This is a genomic window from Pseudoalteromonas sp. NEC-BIFX-2020_015 (genome assembly GCF_012952265.1).
Taxonomy (GTDB): domain Bacteria; phylum Pseudomonadota; class Gammaproteobacteria; order Enterobacterales; family Alteromonadaceae; genus Pseudoalteromonas; species Pseudoalteromonas neustonica.
This window is the reverse complement of record NZ_JABCJL010000012.1, coordinates 12,380-29,713: the sequence shown is the minus strand read 5'-3', so window position 1 is coordinate 29,713 and position 17,334 is coordinate 12,380. Positions and strand designations below refer to the sequence as shown.

The 17,334-nt window shown below is 40.8% G+C and carries 9 protein-coding genes; 7 read left to right on the top strand and 2 right to left on the bottom strand.

The window, feature by feature from the left end:
• Positions 1-257 precede the first annotated feature (257 nt).
• On the top strand, positions 258-1,595 hold the full coding sequence (locus tag HH219_RS10695) for a TonB family protein (RefSeq protein ID WP_249118503.1): 1,338 nt from the start codon (positions 258-260) through the stop codon (positions 1,593-1,595).
• On the opposite strand, the gene HH219_RS10690 is transcribed toward HH219_RS10695, so the two are convergent.
• Complete coding sequence (locus tag HH219_RS10690; RefSeq protein ID WP_169327432.1) at positions 1,576-3,747, bottom strand: winged helix-turn-helix domain-containing protein; 2,172 nt, start codon at positions 3,745-3,747, stop codon at positions 1,576-1,578. The genes HH219_RS10695 and HH219_RS10690 overlap by 20 nt on opposite strands.
• A 199-nt stretch (positions 3,748-3,946) precedes the next feature.
• On the opposite strand from HH219_RS10690, the gene HH219_RS10685 reads away from it, so the two are divergent.
• From HH219_RS10685 to HH219_RS10670, 4 genes are all read left to right on the top strand, one after another.
• The gene (locus HH219_RS10685; RefSeq protein ID WP_249118502.1) at positions 3,947-6,508 is read left to right on the top strand and encodes a TonB-dependent receptor; all 2,562 of its coding nucleotides are present in this window, start codon (positions 3,947-3,949) and stop codon (positions 6,506-6,508) included.
• 92 nt (positions 6,509-6,600) lie between these two features.
• Positions 6,601-8,649 (top strand): S9 family peptidase, encoded by a 2,049-nt coding sequence (locus HH219_RS10680; RefSeq protein ID WP_169327430.1) that lies wholly within the window; start codon positions 6,601-6,603, stop codon positions 8,647-8,649.
• 229 nt (positions 8,650-8,878) lie between these two features.
• Complete coding sequence (locus HH219_RS10675) at positions 8,879-9,304, top strand: hemerythrin domain-containing protein (protein WP_169327429.1); 426 nt, start codon at positions 8,879-8,881, stop codon at positions 9,302-9,304.
• 245 nt (positions 9,305-9,549) lie between these two features.
• Complete coding sequence (locus HH219_RS10670; RefSeq protein ID WP_169327428.1) at positions 9,550-11,874, top strand: TonB-dependent receptor; 2,325 nt, start codon at positions 9,550-9,552, stop codon at positions 11,872-11,874.
• 60 nt (positions 11,875-11,934) lie between these two features.
• Here HH219_RS10670 and HH219_RS10665 read toward each other — a convergent pair whose 3' ends face one another.
• On the bottom strand, positions 11,935-12,351 hold the full coding sequence (locus HH219_RS10665; RefSeq protein ID WP_054206718.1) for a hypothetical protein: 417 nt from the start codon (positions 12,349-12,351) through the stop codon (positions 11,935-11,937).
• Positions 12,352-12,837: 486 nt separating this feature from the next.
• On the opposite strand from HH219_RS10665, the gene HH219_RS10660 reads away from it, so the two are divergent.
• Both HH219_RS10660 and HH219_RS10655 read left to right on the top strand, forming a co-directional pair.
• Positions 12,838-15,168: a TonB-dependent receptor gene (locus HH219_RS10660; RefSeq protein ID WP_169327427.1), complete on the top strand. Its 2,331-nt coding sequence runs from the start codon at positions 12,838-12,840 to the stop codon at positions 15,166-15,168.
• 11 nt (positions 15,169-15,179) lie between these two features.
• Positions 15,180-17,333, top strand: coding sequence for a bifunctional TVP38/TMEM64 family protein/FAD-dependent oxidoreductase (locus tag HH219_RS10655; RefSeq protein WP_169327426.1), 2,154 nt, complete (start codon positions 15,180-15,182; stop codon positions 17,331-17,333).
• Position 17,334: the final 1 nt, after the last annotated feature.

Here is a 17,334-nt window from a genome sequence, read left to right as displayed (position 1 = left end):
CTCGCCATGGATGGCAGCCCCTATGCCCAGGGGTTTAAAGCAGGTAGTCATTTGACTATCTGCTTTTTTTCGTTGTAGGCAAATTAAAGTATTACTAAGGCAAACCCGCCCTAGTAATAATAAACAAAACAAGTACAATCAATAGTTAAAAACGTTACTTGGTCAACATCGGCGAAACTTAATACGTGTCAACAAGCGCAGCAATTCATCTTAAAATACAATACATAGGGTTTTGTAGTTACAAATCCTTAGTAATATTGTTTTGCCTGATTTTTACGCCATTAACGAAAGCAGATTTACTCAGCGCGACGCTTAATTACCACCAAGGAAGCTATAGCGAAGCGAAACGTGAATTTTTACAACTTGCCCATTTAGGTAATGCAGATGCGATTTATAATGTTGCAGTGATGTATTTACACGGTCAAGGTGTCGAAAAAAACAAAGCCCAAGCATTTGCTTGGTTTAGTTTAGCAGCAGATTTTGGCCTACTTGATGCTCGCGATACAGCTATGCTGATTGCGGAGCAAACAGATAATAAGCAACCACTTGATGATGCCTATAATGCATTACTAAAACAACTTAGCTTTCAATGGTATGACCAACAATTACGGCCAGAATTAAACGCCAGTCCTGCATTGCATTTGAGCCCTGAACGTCGCTACACAGTCGAGCCTAAATATCCCGAACACGCATACAAAAATGGCATTGAAGGTTGGGTATGGTTAGAGTTTGATATTGATAAAAGTGGCGCAGTCACTGATATTACTTTAATTGATTCATACCCTGAAAAAACCTTTGATAAAGCAATTATTAATGCCGTTAGACGTTGGCAATACCAAGGTAATAACCAAACCTTACCTTACTATAATCGCTCTTTGCTTTACCATTTTACAACCTACAAAGGCAAGCAATACGAACAAAGCTTTAAGAGTCAACAGCGTGAATATAACGAAAAAATATCAGATCTAATCGATGCTGCTGAACAAGGCAACGCGTTAGTCCAATATTATATTGCGAATTGGCTGAGTTCAAATGATTACAATGCTACACGCTTACTAAAATATCATTGGCAACAAGCCAACGCCAATGGTGAGCTCTTGTTACGCTCTGCCGTAAACGGCTATGCTAATTCGCAGTATCGAATTGGTGCAAATATGCTGCGAGGTAAATATGGCAAAGTTGATCGCGAAAAAGGCTTAAACTGGATTTTACTTGCCGCACAAAGTGGTTTTGCTAGTGCGCAATACCGCTTAGGCCGAGAGCTATTAAATAGCCAGTATGTCGATTACGCCCCAAATAAGGCGCTAAAATGGCTAAGAGCCGCAGCGGAACAAGGGCTATTTAGTGCAAAACGCGATATTGCCTTGTTACTTTTTGATTTAAAAAAACCAATGCAGCAAGTCAGCACTGCCCTTAATGAAGCGTTGGCTGGTGATAATGAACACCCACAATTATTATTGTTAAAAGCGAAAATACACGCTGCTGCAGGTAATTCAAATGATGCAAAAAAGTTTGCTAATAGCGCATTAAAAGAGGCGCAAACCCGCAACTGGGATCAAAGTAAGATTAGGCACTTTATTGCGACATTGTCTTAGCTGCTTTGTGTAATAAAATATCTGTCTCAATCCCATCTACTTGGCTAAACACAACTTGACTTCCATCTGCAGAGCTACTGATATTGAGATTAATATCAATATCATAACCATATACACCAAGCTCTTTTATAAATACATTTCGGTTTTGCTGTGTTAAATAACAATACAGCAATAGTTGATGACCTTGACGTAACACATAATAAATCCCTTGTTTAAAAACCGCGGGTTTAAAAAGCTCAAGCGAAGGTAACAACTGCGAAAGCGGTAGTTGATGTTCCAATACCCTCGATAGGTAAGTACGTACATGTAAATCATGTTCTAAGTAGGAACTATTGAGCTGCCATAAAGCATGCTCTTCATCTAATGTTTCAAAATTAGTATTATCTGCAACCAATGTATTACTCATTAGCTGAATATCGTAGCGCCAATCTTGCCATTGTGGTTGCTTATTAATGCCTCGTGCGCTTTTCACTTGATAATAAATACTGTGGCTGTCTTGTGACCAATGCACCCCGTTGAGTTGATCGAAACCAGAAATAATGGGCACTAAACGGCGTGAAAAAGTGTTAATCAAATAGATATTCTGCTGTTCGTCAGCCAACAACACATTGTCACCATTAGGAGAAAAAAGTAGATACTTTGGTGTAATGTCACTGGGTAATGTAGCAATAAGGTTAGCCGTTTTACGCTGTTTATGTTTTAACCATACCTCGATGTGTTTAAACCCTGTGATGCCTTTTCTTTGCAATGAAATAAATGCACTTTGCAGGCCGTCTGGTGATACTGCAGGCAAAATATCCATCCGTGCTGACGATGATAGCTGCATCGTACTTAGGATCTCTGGGGTATCTTTGCTTAGATCTAATTCAATTTGATACAAATTCACCCTTGCCTGCCCTTCAGCATGAGCGATATCTCCGGTTTGCGGGTTAACAGCTAAATCAGCAATAAAACCTAATGGTTGGTGTACTATCTGTTCATTGCCTTGATAATCATAACGACGTAATGCATCATCCCCTAACCAGTAATAATTGTCTTGCGTATCAAATGATAACGGTGCATGGCTATGACGGCTTCGTTTTATTTCATTGCGTTTAAGTGAGCCTGTTAAATCGACCTCACTGACGCTAAACCACCCCTGATCTTTTTCAAGTAACAACATTTTTTTATGGTCGTTTATATCAAATGTGATTGGCTTAAAATCACCGACTATTTCTTGATCTAATAAGGTTGGCGTAGGCGAGAAGCCTAACGTATATTTTACAAGGCGTGGCTGCTCATCTTGCCAATGAGTCGTATAAATAGTGCTTTCATCCACCCAATGTAATTTGCTAGGCCCATGACTTTGTTGGCATCGGGTTAATCTAAATTCAGGGCTCAAACGCCAAGTTTCAATCGCATTCGATACTGGCATAACACGGATATCACAGCTAATAGGATCATACCTAAAGTAAGCAAGCCATTTACCATCGGGTGACCATACTGGCGCTTCTTCTGAATAACCCGAACTTTTAATACTATGTACCGTTTTACTTTGGTGATCATAAACAGCTAAATCAAACTGACTTTGCTGATCGTTTGATTGGCTAAACGCTAAATATCTGCCACTGGGTGAGTAACGTAAAAATACTTCGGCACCAGGAGCTGAAGTAATACGTGATTGATATTCATAGTTTAGAATGGGCACGTTAGGAGAGAGTAAATACTGACTAACTAATGTAAGCCCGGCACCTAAAATTAAGCCTACAGCAACAAATAAAGCAGATATTCGCGGCGTTGTAGGGGTCACTTTTTCTAGGAACGAAGGGGCATCACTTACTTTTGCTATTAGCTGATAACCAACCCGCGGTACAGTACGAATAAACAAAGCCGTATTCTTATCATCATGCAAGCTTTTTCGTAATTGCGTGACCAACTGGCTTACTGAATTATCACTTACAACAACATTAGGCCACAGCGTATCCATAATTAAATCTCGAGATACTGGCTGCCCTTGATTGTTTAATAGTAACTTTAGCAATACCAATTGCTTGGCTTCAACTGCACACCAACTTCCAGCAACTTTTATTTTTAAGGCTGCAAAGTCAACAAGTACATCATTGAGTAATAACTGTTTTGGTATGGTTGTAGGCATCGCTCGTTTTTCACACACGTTAATCTATGGTTAAATAAGCCAAGAAGGCGTATTATAGATAAATATGATTCATCATAACACAGCACATTAATAGCTACTTATTTTATAAGCACTTAATCCGTAGCGAAATTTTCAAATCGTTTTAATTGGGTCGGGTATGACGATAAACACACTAAAATTTGTTAACATAACGATTCTTTTCCCTCTTTGTTTTTTTATGGGTATAACGAGCGCTGTAGCTGAGACTAATAAAAAGCAGCTAGAAACCATACAAATTAGGGGGTTTCATGACAGCGCTATCAAATCACTACAAGATAAACGTGATAGTAATTCGATTATAGAGGCTATTAGCGCACAAGATATCGGTAAATTTCCTGATAAAAATGTTGCTGAAGCACTCCAACGGATCACGGGAATTTCTTTATCACGCGCACAGGGGGAAGGTGAACGCGTAGGTGTAAGAGGCACAACCCCAGAACAAAATCGCACCTTTTTAAATGGCCAAGCTATCGCCTCCGCAGACTGGTGGATTTCAACTCAACCAAACCGTGGCTTTAACTATACCTTATTACCTGCAGACCTCGTCTCTTCACTTGAGGTTTATAAAACACCACAAGCCGATCATAATGAAGGTTCATTAGGTGGCTCTGTTAATATTAAAACACAACGACCGCTGCACACAGATAGCAACCACTTTGTTGCTAACGCACAAGTGCAATACAATGATTTATCTGGCGAATTTGATCCACAACTAGCCATTTTTTATAATTGGACAAATTCAAAAAAAGATTTTGGTGCGCTTATTACTGTAACGCGAAATAAACGCTCACTGCGCCGAGATGGCCTTGAGTCATGGGGCTGGCATGAACAAAATTTTAATAAAAATCCCGATGATACTCTAAGCCCCACGACCAATGAAAATGCTGATATTAAAAACCTTTGGACACCCGGCGGCGGCGGCTCAGCCATTTTTCAACAGCAACGTGTTTTAACCAGTGCCACAGCCAATTTTGAATACCAACCAAACTTAGATTGGAATATACAGCTTAACACCTTGTACTCTGTCCTCAATGCCGACAACAATAATCAAAATTTTTTATGGCAACCAAGTAGCGTATTTGCTCGCGGTGGTAGCATAAGTAATGTACTTATAAACGACAATACATTGAGCTACGCTCGCTACTCACAAGTCCCAGGTGATAATTCGCAAAACTTACCTTTTAGTACTGCAATGGAGGCTATTTGGCGTGATTCACAAATCAATACTAGCAGTGTTCATCTAATTATCAGTCAGCAAGCTCACTTGTGGCAAAATCAATATCAACTTGGTTTTACCAAAGGAGGTGGCGGCTCAAAACAAGATCATACGTCACAGTTTTCAGCGAATACCGCGTTTAGCGTCGACACTAGGCAGCGCAAAAACATTGTTGCCAATTACGACACTTCCCCACTCGATGCAAAATCATGGCAACTCACACAAGCGCGCAACGACAGCCAAGACTCCAATGATCAAGAATTATATTTGCAAGGAGACTTTGAACGCGCTATTGATCATTCAATTATCAGCGCGATAAAAATAGGGGCAAAGTACCGCGATCATCAACGCGATTTTATTCGTTATCGCTCATTCAATGGTGCATTTGATGGCATAGCGCAGCAACTTGACTGGACCTTAGCTGATTACCCAACAACGTTCCCTCAAGGATTTCTAGCTGGTATTGGCAATCAACACACGCTAAAAAATTATAGCTATGCTGATATAGATGCGTTGTCTGCAGACTTCGCAGACATCGATTTTATCCAACAAGAAGAAAAAGCCAGCCGCTTTGATATTCAAGAGCGCACTACCGCAGGTTATGTTAAATTAATGCTTGATGGCGATGAGTACCGCGCGAACCTCGGTGTAAGGCTTGTTAACACTCAGCAAAACTCGGGAGCATACCGACGCATTAGTTCTGTTGGCTCCGAGCAAGATCGTTTTATGTGGCAGCAACATAAAAAGAATTATCTAGACATTTTACCCAGCGCCAACATCAGTATCGATCTCAGCGAAAATATAATCGCCAGAGTAAGTGCTGCGCGAGTAATGTCACGCCCGCAGTATAATCACTTAATGCCTTCAACAAATTATAATGTTACTCAAGCACAAGGCCAAGGCGGCAACCCTGATCTCGATCCTTATCGTGCCAATCAATTTGATTTAAGCGTCGAGTGGTATTTTGATGATGCCGCCCTGCTCTCATTTGCCTTATTTAATAAAGATGTTGAATCGTTTGTTGAATTTAAGCGTAGCATTGAACAACACGAAGGCATTGATATGACAATAGATAGACCGATAAATGGCAGCGGCGGTACTATCCGCGGTGTTGAGATTGGCTACCAACAAGAACTCATTTATGGATTCGGCTTAATCACCAATTATACCTTTGTTAATGGTGATCGCACAGAGAGTGCCTCAGGGCGCAATAATTATGTCCCTGGCACCTCAAAACACACCATTAATTTAACCAGTTACTATGAAAATGATTGGATAAGTTCACGTCTTGCGTACAACTACCGCACTCATTTTGCCACCGGCGTAGGGGAAACCATGATGGATGACTTTGGTCAGCTTGATGGCAGTATTACCTTTAAAGTATCTGATAGTTTTGATTTTGTTATTGAAGCGATAAACCTAACCGATGAGATCACTTACCTGTATGAACGTAATGAATATGCACCAACGGGGATTTACCAAAATGGTCGTCGCTTTTATCTTGGCGTTCGCTATAGTCATTAATCGTCAAATACGGAGCTTAATCGCATTTATTCGTTTGTTAGGTACATCCTGATATAATCCTTCGATAATTAAACTTGCGAAGGAAAATAACAATGCTAAAAACTAGCTTAGCACTGGCGATTGGGCTTACAAGCTCGCTGGCATTTGCCGCAACGCCTTTAACCGTTGAAGATATACCAAAAATTCAATCGGTTATTCAAACCAGCATTAGTCCTGATGGCGACAATGTTGCATTTACCCGCTCTGTACCGCGTGAGCTTTACGTAGACAAAAATGGCACTAACTATAGTGAGCTTTACGTTGTTGACGACCAAGGCGTAGAGCGCCCGTTTATCACAGGCTCCGTTAGTATCAAAAGCATTCAATGGTCTAATGACAGTAAAACGATCTATTTCTTAGCCAAGCTAAATGAAGATAAATTTACTTCACTGTACCAAATTCCTGTAGATGGCGGTCAAGCAAGCAAAGTGCTTTCGTTAAAAGGCACATCAATTTCAAGCTATGAATTAAGCCCAAATAACAAGCAGCTAGCTATTTTAGCTATGCCAGCGGCTGATAAATCTGAAAAAGAACTTAAAAAGCTTGGTTTTATGGCTGAAGTTTATGAACTCGGTTTAAAAAACAAACAACTTTTTATTGTTGAATTAGCCAAAGCTGACAAGCCACTTACTCCTAATGCACTGAACGTTGCCAACTACGTGAGTGATGTTAACTGGGCAGCCAATGGTGATAAGTTACTGGTTAAAACTCAGCCGACCGCTTTAATTGACGATAAATATACAAAGTCACAATGGCACTTATTTGATATTACGAGCAATAAAGTAACCATGTCATTTGCTACAGAAGGCAAATTAGGTGATGCTGAGCTATCGCATGATGGTAAATACATTGCAATCTTAGGCGCAGAAGATAAGCATGATCCATCAACAGGTCGTTTATTTTTAGCTGATACAAAAACCGGCGATGTAACTGACTGGCTACCTAACTTTATGGGCCATGTTGTTGACTTTGAATGGTCTCATAAACGTAACACACTTAACTTTATTGCCAATGTTGGCACACAAAGCTTTGTAGCAACGATTAAAACTGGCTCTAATAAATACAAAAAAGTTATTAAAGAAGGCAAATTTATTGCAGCAAACCTAAGTATATCTGATTCAGATAAAACCTTGGCGCTACGCGGCAATACTGCAACCCACCCTAACGAAGTATTTATTATTCGTGGTAAAAAAACAGAGCGTTTAACTAATTCAAATACATGGTTAGATGACAAACGTTTTGCTAAACAAGAAACTATTTCTCTTAAAGCCCGTGACGGCGTTGAAATTGACGGCGTACTTGTCTATCCACTTGATTACAGTGAAGGTACTCGCTACCCGTTAATCATGTCTGTGCACGGTGGCCCTGAAAGCCATGATAAAGATGGCTGGGTAACTAACTACTCTCGTCCTGGCCAAATGGGCGCGGCGCGTGGTTATGCAGTATTTTATCCAAACTATCGTGGTTCAACGGGTAAAGGCGTTGATTATTCAAAGCTTGGTCAAAACGATTACGCAGGCAAAGAGTTTGACGATTTAGTTGATTTTAAACAGCACCTTGTCGAAATGGGCCTAGTGGATACTAAACGTGTTGGTATTACTGGCGGCTCTTATGGCGGGTATGCGTCGGCATGGGGCGCAACAAAACTGACTGAACATTTTGCGGCAAGCGTGATGTTTGTTGGTGTCACAAACCAGTTGTCTAAATTTGGTACTACTGACATTTCAAATGAAATGAACCTAGTGCATGCGCGTTCATATCCGTGGGATAAATGGCAGTGGTATTTAGAGCGTAGCCCTATTTACTGGGCTGGCCAATCTAAGACACCACTGCTAATCATGCATGGTAAAGAAGATCCACGCGTACACCCGGCGCAATCAATGGAACTTTACCGTTATATGAAAGTGCAAGGTAAGGACGTGCGTCTAGTTTACTACCCAGGTGAAGGCCATGGTAACCGTAAAGTAGCTGCACAATACGACTACAGCTTGCGCTTAATGCGCTGGATGGATAACTACTTAATTGATGGTAAAAAAGACATGCCAGCATTTGAGATCGATCATGCAGCAAAATTAAAAGCAGCGAAAGACGCAAACAAATAACATTATTTTTGCGTTAAATAAGTTAACTGGCCAACGTTCACGTTGGCCTTTTTATTTTTAAACATAGCTATCGTTAGGTGTAATATAAATACTGCTATCAGTAAAACTTACAAAAAAACCTTACCTGAAATTATGAATTTCAAAATAAATCATTATATAACAAAAGCTTAAAATATGGCTTTTACCTTGCAACATTCATTGAAATTAATGAACAATGTAAGGAAAAACCATGAACATTTTTGAAGCACTACGTCACGATCATGACAAACAACGTTCACTTGTCGATGCATTGATAAACACACATGGCGAGTCATCTGATCGACAATCAATCATGAAAGAATTAAAAAATGAGTTAGAAGAGCATGCAAAGTTTGAAGAGCGCTACTTTTATAATCCATTGATATGTGATGATCTTACCCAAGAGAAAGCGCGACATGGCATAGCAGAGCACCATGAAATTGACGACCTAATTGAAAAACTTGAAGACACAAAAATGACTTCATCTGCATGGCTGATTACCGCTAAAAAATTGCATCACCTTGTGCATCATCACCTTGCGGAAGAAGAACATGAAGCTTTTCAACTAGCAGGAAAAGTACTTACTGACACTCAAAAAATAACACTAGCAAAACAGTACACTGAAGCCATGAACTAACCTTTTAGTTCTCCTCTGCCTGCATATAAAACACGCTACCATCTGTGGCGTGTTTACGTACTTTTTTAACCAAGATCATCAAAACCGAAATATATTGTTATAGCGCGTATAACCACTACTAAATTTTTACTGCTTATTATTTAAAGTAAATACTTCACATTGCAATTGATAATGATGTTAATAACCATTATCATACCCACAAAGGTTACACTAACGATTTAGTTATCATTATTAAAGGAAGTACAATGAAATCCCGCCCGCTTTACTTGGCCTCACTGATCAGTGCATTACTTACATCAACGACATTACTTGCAGACGATGTAACAGCAGAAAACATGGAAGTAATGATTGTTACTGCCTCTGGTTATGAGCAAAAATTAATTGATGCACCAGCCAGTGTCTCGGTTGTTTCACGTGAAGATTTACAAAATAAGCCTTTTACTAGCCTTGCGGATGCACTTCGTGATATTGAAGGTATTGATGTAGGTGCGGGACAAGATAAAAACGGCAATATTAGTATTACAATGCGTGGTTTGCCTGCCAGCTATACCCTAGTGTTAATTGATGGCCGTCGCCAAAGTGACGTTGGGAATATTGGCCCAAATAATTTTGGTAATAGCCAATTTATGTATATGCCACCTCTTGAAGCCATTGACCGAATCGAAGTTGTACGTGGCCCTATGTCTACTTTATATGGTGCAGATGCAATCGGTGGTGTGATCAATATTATCACACGAAAAAACCTCGACAGCACGCATGGTAGCGTTACTGTAAGTAGCAATATTCAGACTGATGATCAGTACGGCGATGATAACAAGATCGATTTATACCTTACAGGCCCTACTGGTGTGGAAGGTCTAACCTATGGCGTTCGCGGTAGTTTTTATGACCGCCAAGAAAGTAAGCCTACATACAGTGAAAATTTACCACTTCCAGATGGTAGCATGTGGGTAGATGATGGCAGTTTTGGTGATAAAAAAGTCGTTGCTGCACGTAACTTCAATGCAGGCCTTAGCGTTAATTATCAAATTGATAAACAAAATGACATTACTTTTGAGTATGACATTGCAAAGCAACGTTATGATAATACTCAAGGGCAAACTGGCACGCTTGATAGCCCTAATAGTTTATGGCGTATACGAAAAGGCATTGTGCATCCTCGCGTAGGTTATACACCTTACCAACGTGTTGAACGTGAACAGTTTGTTCTCGCGCACGTTGGCCGCTACGATGCTGGCACTTTAACCAGCAGTATTACCCGTAGCAGCAGTGAAAATTTTGGCCGCTCATTACCATTGAATGTACAAGAACGCTTAGGCGTTCAAGCTATTTGGGATAAAGCAGTACAAGATCAGGGTACTGACAAACCCACGCTAACAGATGAAATTTACACGCAGCTTGATGAAACCTTTTTACCGCGCCCATTACGTGCTCTAAAACTTGATAACCTCATTATTAATACTAAGTTTGAGTCAAACATTGATAATCACTACTTTGTTATTGGCGCACAATATTTTGATGCTGAAATGGAAGATGGCGTATTTGGTATGTATGGTGATGCTTATAAAGCAGGCACAACTCAAGATCATCGTCAAACGGCCGTATTTGCTGAAGATAATTGGGAAATCACCTCTAATTTAACCGCAACGTTAGGTGCACGTTACGATCACCATAACATTTTTGGTTCGCAAGTGAGCCCTCGTGCTTATCTAGCTTACTCACCTGCTGATGAGTGGACATTTAAAGGCGGTATCAGTACCGGCTATAAAACCCCTGAGCCAAACCAATTATTTCCAGGAATTACTGGGTTTGGTGGTCAAGGCACTATTCCATTCGTAGGCACACCTGATTTACAGCCAGAAACTAGCGTTAACTATGAAGTAGCGGCTTACTTTAATGGTATGGATAGTTTCAGCGGTAATATCACAGTGTTTTACAATGACTTTAATGACAAAATAATTCGCCAAGACAGATTACCAAACTGTGAAATAGCCATTGCCGACGAACCTTGTGTAGAAATTGGCAAAGGCTGGGCGGGTATTGGTAGCACCACGTTTAGTCAAGCAGCTAACGTTGATGAATCTGCTACACGCGGTATCGAGATAGCCGCAAATTGGAAGATCATTGACAGCCTATCACTGCGTGGTAACTATACATACACGGACAGCGAAGTTAAAAGTGGCCGTGATACAGGCCTTCCTTTAGTTAACACGCCTAAGAATATGTATAACTTAACACTAGCATGGCAACCATTTGATGATCTGAGTGTGTCGCTTATCTCAGAAATTCGCAGTAATCGTTATCGAGGCACCGCTAATGTATCTGGCCCACAAGGACCTGAAACACAAAAGCTATACTACAAAGCCTATGATTTATATCACTTAGCAGCTACCTATAAAGTAAACGATAGTCTAGCGATAAATGCACGCATTAATAATTTACTGGATGATGATTTATCTAGCCGCTCTTGCTTATTAGCAGCGACAGAAGACGAGTATGAATGCACGTCTGATTATAATACGACTCAAAAAGCCCGTAGTTTTTGGGTATCGATGAGTTATAGCTTTTAATTCAGCATTGCTATAAATTAAAAAGCCCAGCAATGCTGGGCTTTTGTGTTTACAGTTAAATTATGATTTAACTGTAAACTTTACATCTTCATCACGCAGTAAATATAGCGCAAAACATGCCGCCCACATTGGCCAAGCAGCAAAGAATAGTAAGTTATTAAAACCATCAATATATTGGCCGTATGATGAAAGTGTTGATGCGCCATGCATTAAAAATATCAGTCCATAAGTAATACGCTTTTTAATTCCGGCCATAAAAGCTAAAACCAAAATCAATTGCAATGCCCCTAATATATAAGCGACAACATCAGTTGACCCGCTAATCCCATAAAAGTGCTCAAATATACGTGCACTGTGCCCTGGGTTTACAAATTTATCCAAGGTCCACATAAGCATTACAATAAAAACACCTAAACGTAATGAAAAAAGAGACCATTGCAAGCGATTTTTTAAATCCGATGAGAAAGAGTGAGACATTTAAATTCCTTAAATTAAGTGTTGTCATTTCAGTAATGAATCTAACAAGACCGTCTTTTTAAAGTTTTATTGCATAACTTTTACTTTTTATGAGCCTTACAGGCTAGGCTGGAATAGGCTAATGGATATGGTTGAAGCTACTGAGCTATTAAAAACGCTGCAGCAGGATACTAACTTGTGATCAAGAGACAGACACGGATGTGGATAAGGGGTGTGAGCAGGACGCACAAGCTTTGCTCGGTTTTTACTTATTCTCACATGGATGTGAGCCAGTAGAATAACGCAGGAGCAGTTATCGAGCCCGCTAGGGTACAAACCTCGCGCCTCGATTAAATCGCCCCTAGATTAAACAAATTTCAATCCACAAAGGTCAACACGCCCTAATATCCTGTATCTAATTAAATTAATCAGTATCAATGAAAGTATTTTTAAAACCTTACGGTCTAATCCATCGTATATAACATATTTAACCACAGCGAGAGAGTTTTGAAATACGCATTTTTAGCACTTAGCATTTCCCTTAGCTTTTCAACATTGGCAAAAACTAATGACCCTATTGAGGTTATTCAAGTATCTGGTGAAGCGGTGAAACTTCATAGTCTTTCACCAAAAGATAGCACTGTTGATGGACCGTTTGGTGATAATTTAGCGCTGTCAGATATTGCACGTGCAGTAACACCAATTTCGAGTGCGATGATCGAACAACTTAACATTACGACCCTACAAGACATGCTCGCAGTGGCTCCAAACAGTTATTCTGCAAGTGGCTTTGGCGCGCCAAGCTTGCCAACTTTACGCGCTCAACTAGGTGAATTATTTCAAGATGGTGTTCGCCGCCAAGCGGGGAATAATGGGTTTGGGATCCCAGTTTCATTTAATGCCATTGAACAAATAGATGTAGTAAAAGGTGCGCCACCGGTACTTTTTGGTAGTAGTCAGCGTAACGGGGGATTTGTAAATTTACGCTCAAAAACAGCCAGCACTGATCAGCAGCAAGGTAAAGTTCAGCTGTCAGCAGGACGTTGGGATCAATATCGGGCGCTAGTTGATTACAGTGCGCCTATTGTTGAAGGCCAGAGCGGCTTTAGAGTCAGTGCTGAACATATCGATAACGGTAGCTTTTACGACTACGCAGGATATGAAAGTGATAGTTTGTTTGCTGCACTGCGCTTTTTACCAGATGACAAAAGCAGCTGGGATCTCAACTTTGAGCTTTACAGTGTAGATTATACCGACAACGCTGGTATAAATAGGCCAACTCAAGCATTAATTGATGATGGCCTTTATATTACTGGTCAAGGCGTACAGCCAAATGGCAGTAACGTGCCTGGTGCAGGTGCTATTGTGTCACCAACGGGGCAAGTTGTGATCCCGAGAAACCAAGTTTTAACCGATCCAGATAATATCAATAATGCCACAACGTATTTATTTCACAGTATTTATAAACGTGAATTAAACAACCAAGCAACGCTTAAAAACATTACTTACTTTCAGCATTTACAGCGCGAGTCACTCGCTAAAAATAGCTTTGTTGAAATTATTGATGGCGCAGACACAGCACAAAACCGTACAGAACTGAGTTATCAATGGAATGATTCTCATACAACGATATTTGCATTTGATGTACGTTATAACAAAGTGAAAGGCTATAGCCAATTTACGACTGAGGCCGATTTACCGATTGATTTAACTGGGCCGCTTGAAAATCGCCGCATTCCTTTAACCGCACAGCAACAAGCGCGTTTAGTTGAACTGCGCCCCGGTGTTTTTGTCTCTCCTGGTGCGCAATACGATATAAACAATGATGGCAATGGTGATTTTTCACTATCTGACACCACTGACTCAACCAGCTGGCAAACAGGTGTTGCATTTCAACACGACAGTCAATGGACAAATAAACTGCGCACCAGTATTGGCTATAGACTAGATTATTATGATGTAGTAGCCAAAGATGCGCTCCCGCCACAAGGACACAGTGCCGCGCAAGACAGTATCTATGAAACGCTGTATTCAGGTCAGGCAAGTATCAATTATAAATTTATCCCAAGCACTACAGGCTATATTGCCGGCAGTTATAATCAAGCTACGTCAAACAGTATGGCAGGTGGTCACACGCTTGGCAGTGATAACAAAATTAGCGAGCAAAACTTTGCAACCGACAACACATTGCTTGAAGTGGGTGTAAAATACGCGCCAGAGGATAGCCCATGGTATATTGACGGTGCGGTATTTAATCAGCGTCGTAGTTTACGAAACCGTGATGGTAGTAATACTGGCATTCGCACTCAAGGTTTTGAAACCCAGTTATTTTATGATGCATCCCCTTATTGGTTAAGTGCAGGCTATAGCTATATTGATGCTCGCTATGATAATTCAGCGAGTAGCCAAGACTCAAGTCAAGTGGCCGACGCCTTTGATAATTCACGCCCAGACATCATCAATGGTACAAGTGTTGGCGCACCCAGTTTTACTGCATTTGCGCCTTCAACGCAGCGAGTACAAGGCATTCCAGAGCAATCCGTGAGTATTAATGGAGGCTGGTCTATCTTAAGCAATTGGCAAATTGGCTTTGGTGGTATTTATACAAAAAGCTACCCGCTTGATTTCTTAGCAACCGTTAATATTCGTGATCAATACACATTAAATATCAATACAAGTTATGACTTTACTGGGCAAACAAAGCTGCGATTAGATATTAACAACGTTACAAATCAAGACAACTGGCGACCCGTGTTTGAGGGCGGTTACTTTGGCTCGACCTTAGTATTTCCTGAGCTACCAATTAATGCCAAGCTGACATTTCAGCACAGCTTTTAAGAGCGAACCCTATGTTTAAAAAAATTACCTTACTTATTGTTGCTTTGCTCACCATTGGGCTGTTTTTTCACTTTGATTTACATCAGCTTTTAACACTTGATGGGTTAAAAGGATCAATGGATCAATTTAACCAATACAAAGAGCAATCCCCTTTATTAGTCATTGGTGGATTCTTTCTATTATACGTTGTCGTAACAGCCCTATCGCTACCAGGGGCGGCAATTTTAACCCTTGCAGCAGGTGCTTTATTTGGCTTAGTTGAAGGCTTATTAGTTGCCTCATTTGCCTCAACCATTGGCGCCACATTAGCCTTTTTAGTATCGCGTTACTTATTACGTGATGCGATTAAAAAGCGTTTTCCTGAGCGTTTAGCCGCAATTGATGCTGGCGTTGAAAAAGAAGGCAGTTTTTACTTATTTACCTTACGTTTAGTGCCGGTATTCCCGTTCTTTTTAATTAACTTATTAATGGGGGTTACGTCAATCAAGTCATGGACTTTTTACTGGGTAAGCCAAATTGGTATGCTGGCAGGTACTTTTGTGTTTGTTAATGCAGGCACTCAACTGGCACAAATTGACAGTTTATCGGGTATTTTATCGCTTAACTTGATCTTATCATTTGTGTTGCTTGGCATATTCCCATTAATAGCGAAAGCAATCCTCAACACGATTAAAAAGCGCCGTGTTTATAAAAACTATACTAAACCTAAACAATTTGACCGTAACATGATAGTTATTGGTGGTGGTGCTGGTGGCTTAGTGACAAGTTACATTGCCGCTGCTGTTAAAGCGAAAGTGACCTTAATTGAAGCGGGCGAAATGGGCGGTGATTGCTTAAATTACGGCTGTGTACCCAGTAAAGCAATTATCAAAAGCGCCAAAATCGCGGAGCAAATTAAGCACGCCGATAAGTACGGCCTAGAAAATAGCACACCGCAATTTTCGTTTAAAAAAGTAATGGCACGTGTGCATCAAGTGATTGCTGATATTGCCCCACACGACAGTGTTGAACGTTACACAAATTTAGGAGTAGAAGTACTTAAAGGCTACGCAAAAATTACTGACCCTTGGACCGTTGAGATTAAACTCAACAATGGTGGCACACAAACTCTTACTGCTCGCACCATTGTAATCGCCACAGGCGCACGCCCATTTGTGCCGCCACTGCCAGGCATTGAAGATGCAGGTTATGTCACAAGCGATACGTTATGGAGCAAATTTGCCGAGCTTGATGAAGCACCTAAAAAACTCGTGGTGTTAGGCGGCGGGCCTATTGGCTCCGAGCTTGCGCAAAGCTTTGCACGATTAGGCTCATCAGTAACACAAATCGAAATGGCTGATCGCGTGATGATCAAAGAAGATACCGAAGTATCAGAGTTTGCAACATACGCCCTTAAAGCAAGTGGTGTGAATATATTAACTAATCACCAAGCATTACGTTGTGAAAAACGCGGCGAGCAGAAATTCATTATTGTTAAGCATGCTGAGCAAGAGCTCGAAATTGAATACGATGAGCTACTGTGTGCCGTTGGACGCAGCGCCCGTTTAAGCGGTTATGGTCTTGAAGAATTAGGCATTGAAACCAACCGCACTATCGTGACCAATGAGTACTTAGAAACCCTTTACCCTAATATTTTTGCGGCTGGCGATATTGTCGGCCCGTATCAATTCACCCATGTAGCCGCTCATCAAGGGTGGTACGCCGCAGTCAACGGCTTATTTGGGAATTTGAAGAAGTTTAAAGTGGACTACCGCGTGATCCCATGGACTACCTTTATTGACCCTGAAGTCGCCCGCGTGGGTATAAACGAGCAAGATGCGATTGACCAAGGTATTGATTATGAAATCACCCGCTTTGAATTTAAAGAGCTTGACCGCGCAATTACCGACAGTGCCACGCAAGGCTTTATTAAAGTGATCACACCAAAGGGTAAAGACAAAATACTCGGTGTTACTGTGGTCTCTGAGCACGCTGGCGATTTAATTGCTGAGTTTGTACTGGCGATGAAACATGGTTTAGGCCTTAATAAAATTTTAGGCACTATTCACAGCTACCCAACCTGGGCTGAGGGCAACAAATACGCCGCAGGAGAGTGGAAACGCGCCCACGCACCGCAAACGGTACTTAATTGGCTAGAGAAATACCATACATGGCGTCGAGGGTAGT

What these genes read in the sequence shown, in the direction of transcription:
- HH219_RS10685 (WP_249118502.1), top strand. Translation starts at nt 3,947, where the DNA reads ATGGGTATAACGAGCGCTGTAGCTGAGACTAATAAAAAGCAGCTAGAA.
- HH219_RS10680 (WP_169327430.1), top strand. Translation starts at nt 6,601, where the DNA reads ATGCTAAAAACTAGCTTAGCACTGGCGATTGGGCTTACAAGCTCGCTG.
- HH219_RS10675 (WP_169327429.1), top strand. Translation starts at nt 8,879, where the DNA reads ATGAACATTTTTGAAGCACTACGTCACGATCATGACAAACAACGTTCA.
- HH219_RS10670 (WP_169327428.1), top strand. Translation starts at nt 9,550, where the DNA reads ATGAAATCCCGCCCGCTTTACTTGGCCTCACTGATCAGTGCATTACTT.
- HH219_RS10665 (WP_054206718.1), bottom strand. Translation starts at nt 12,351, where the DNA reads ATGTCTCACTCTTTCTCATCGGATTTAAAAAATCGCTTGCAATGGTCT.
- HH219_RS10655 (WP_169327426.1), top strand. Translation starts at nt 15,180, where the DNA reads ATGTTTAAAAAAATTACCTTACTTATTGTTGCTTTGCTCACCATTGGG.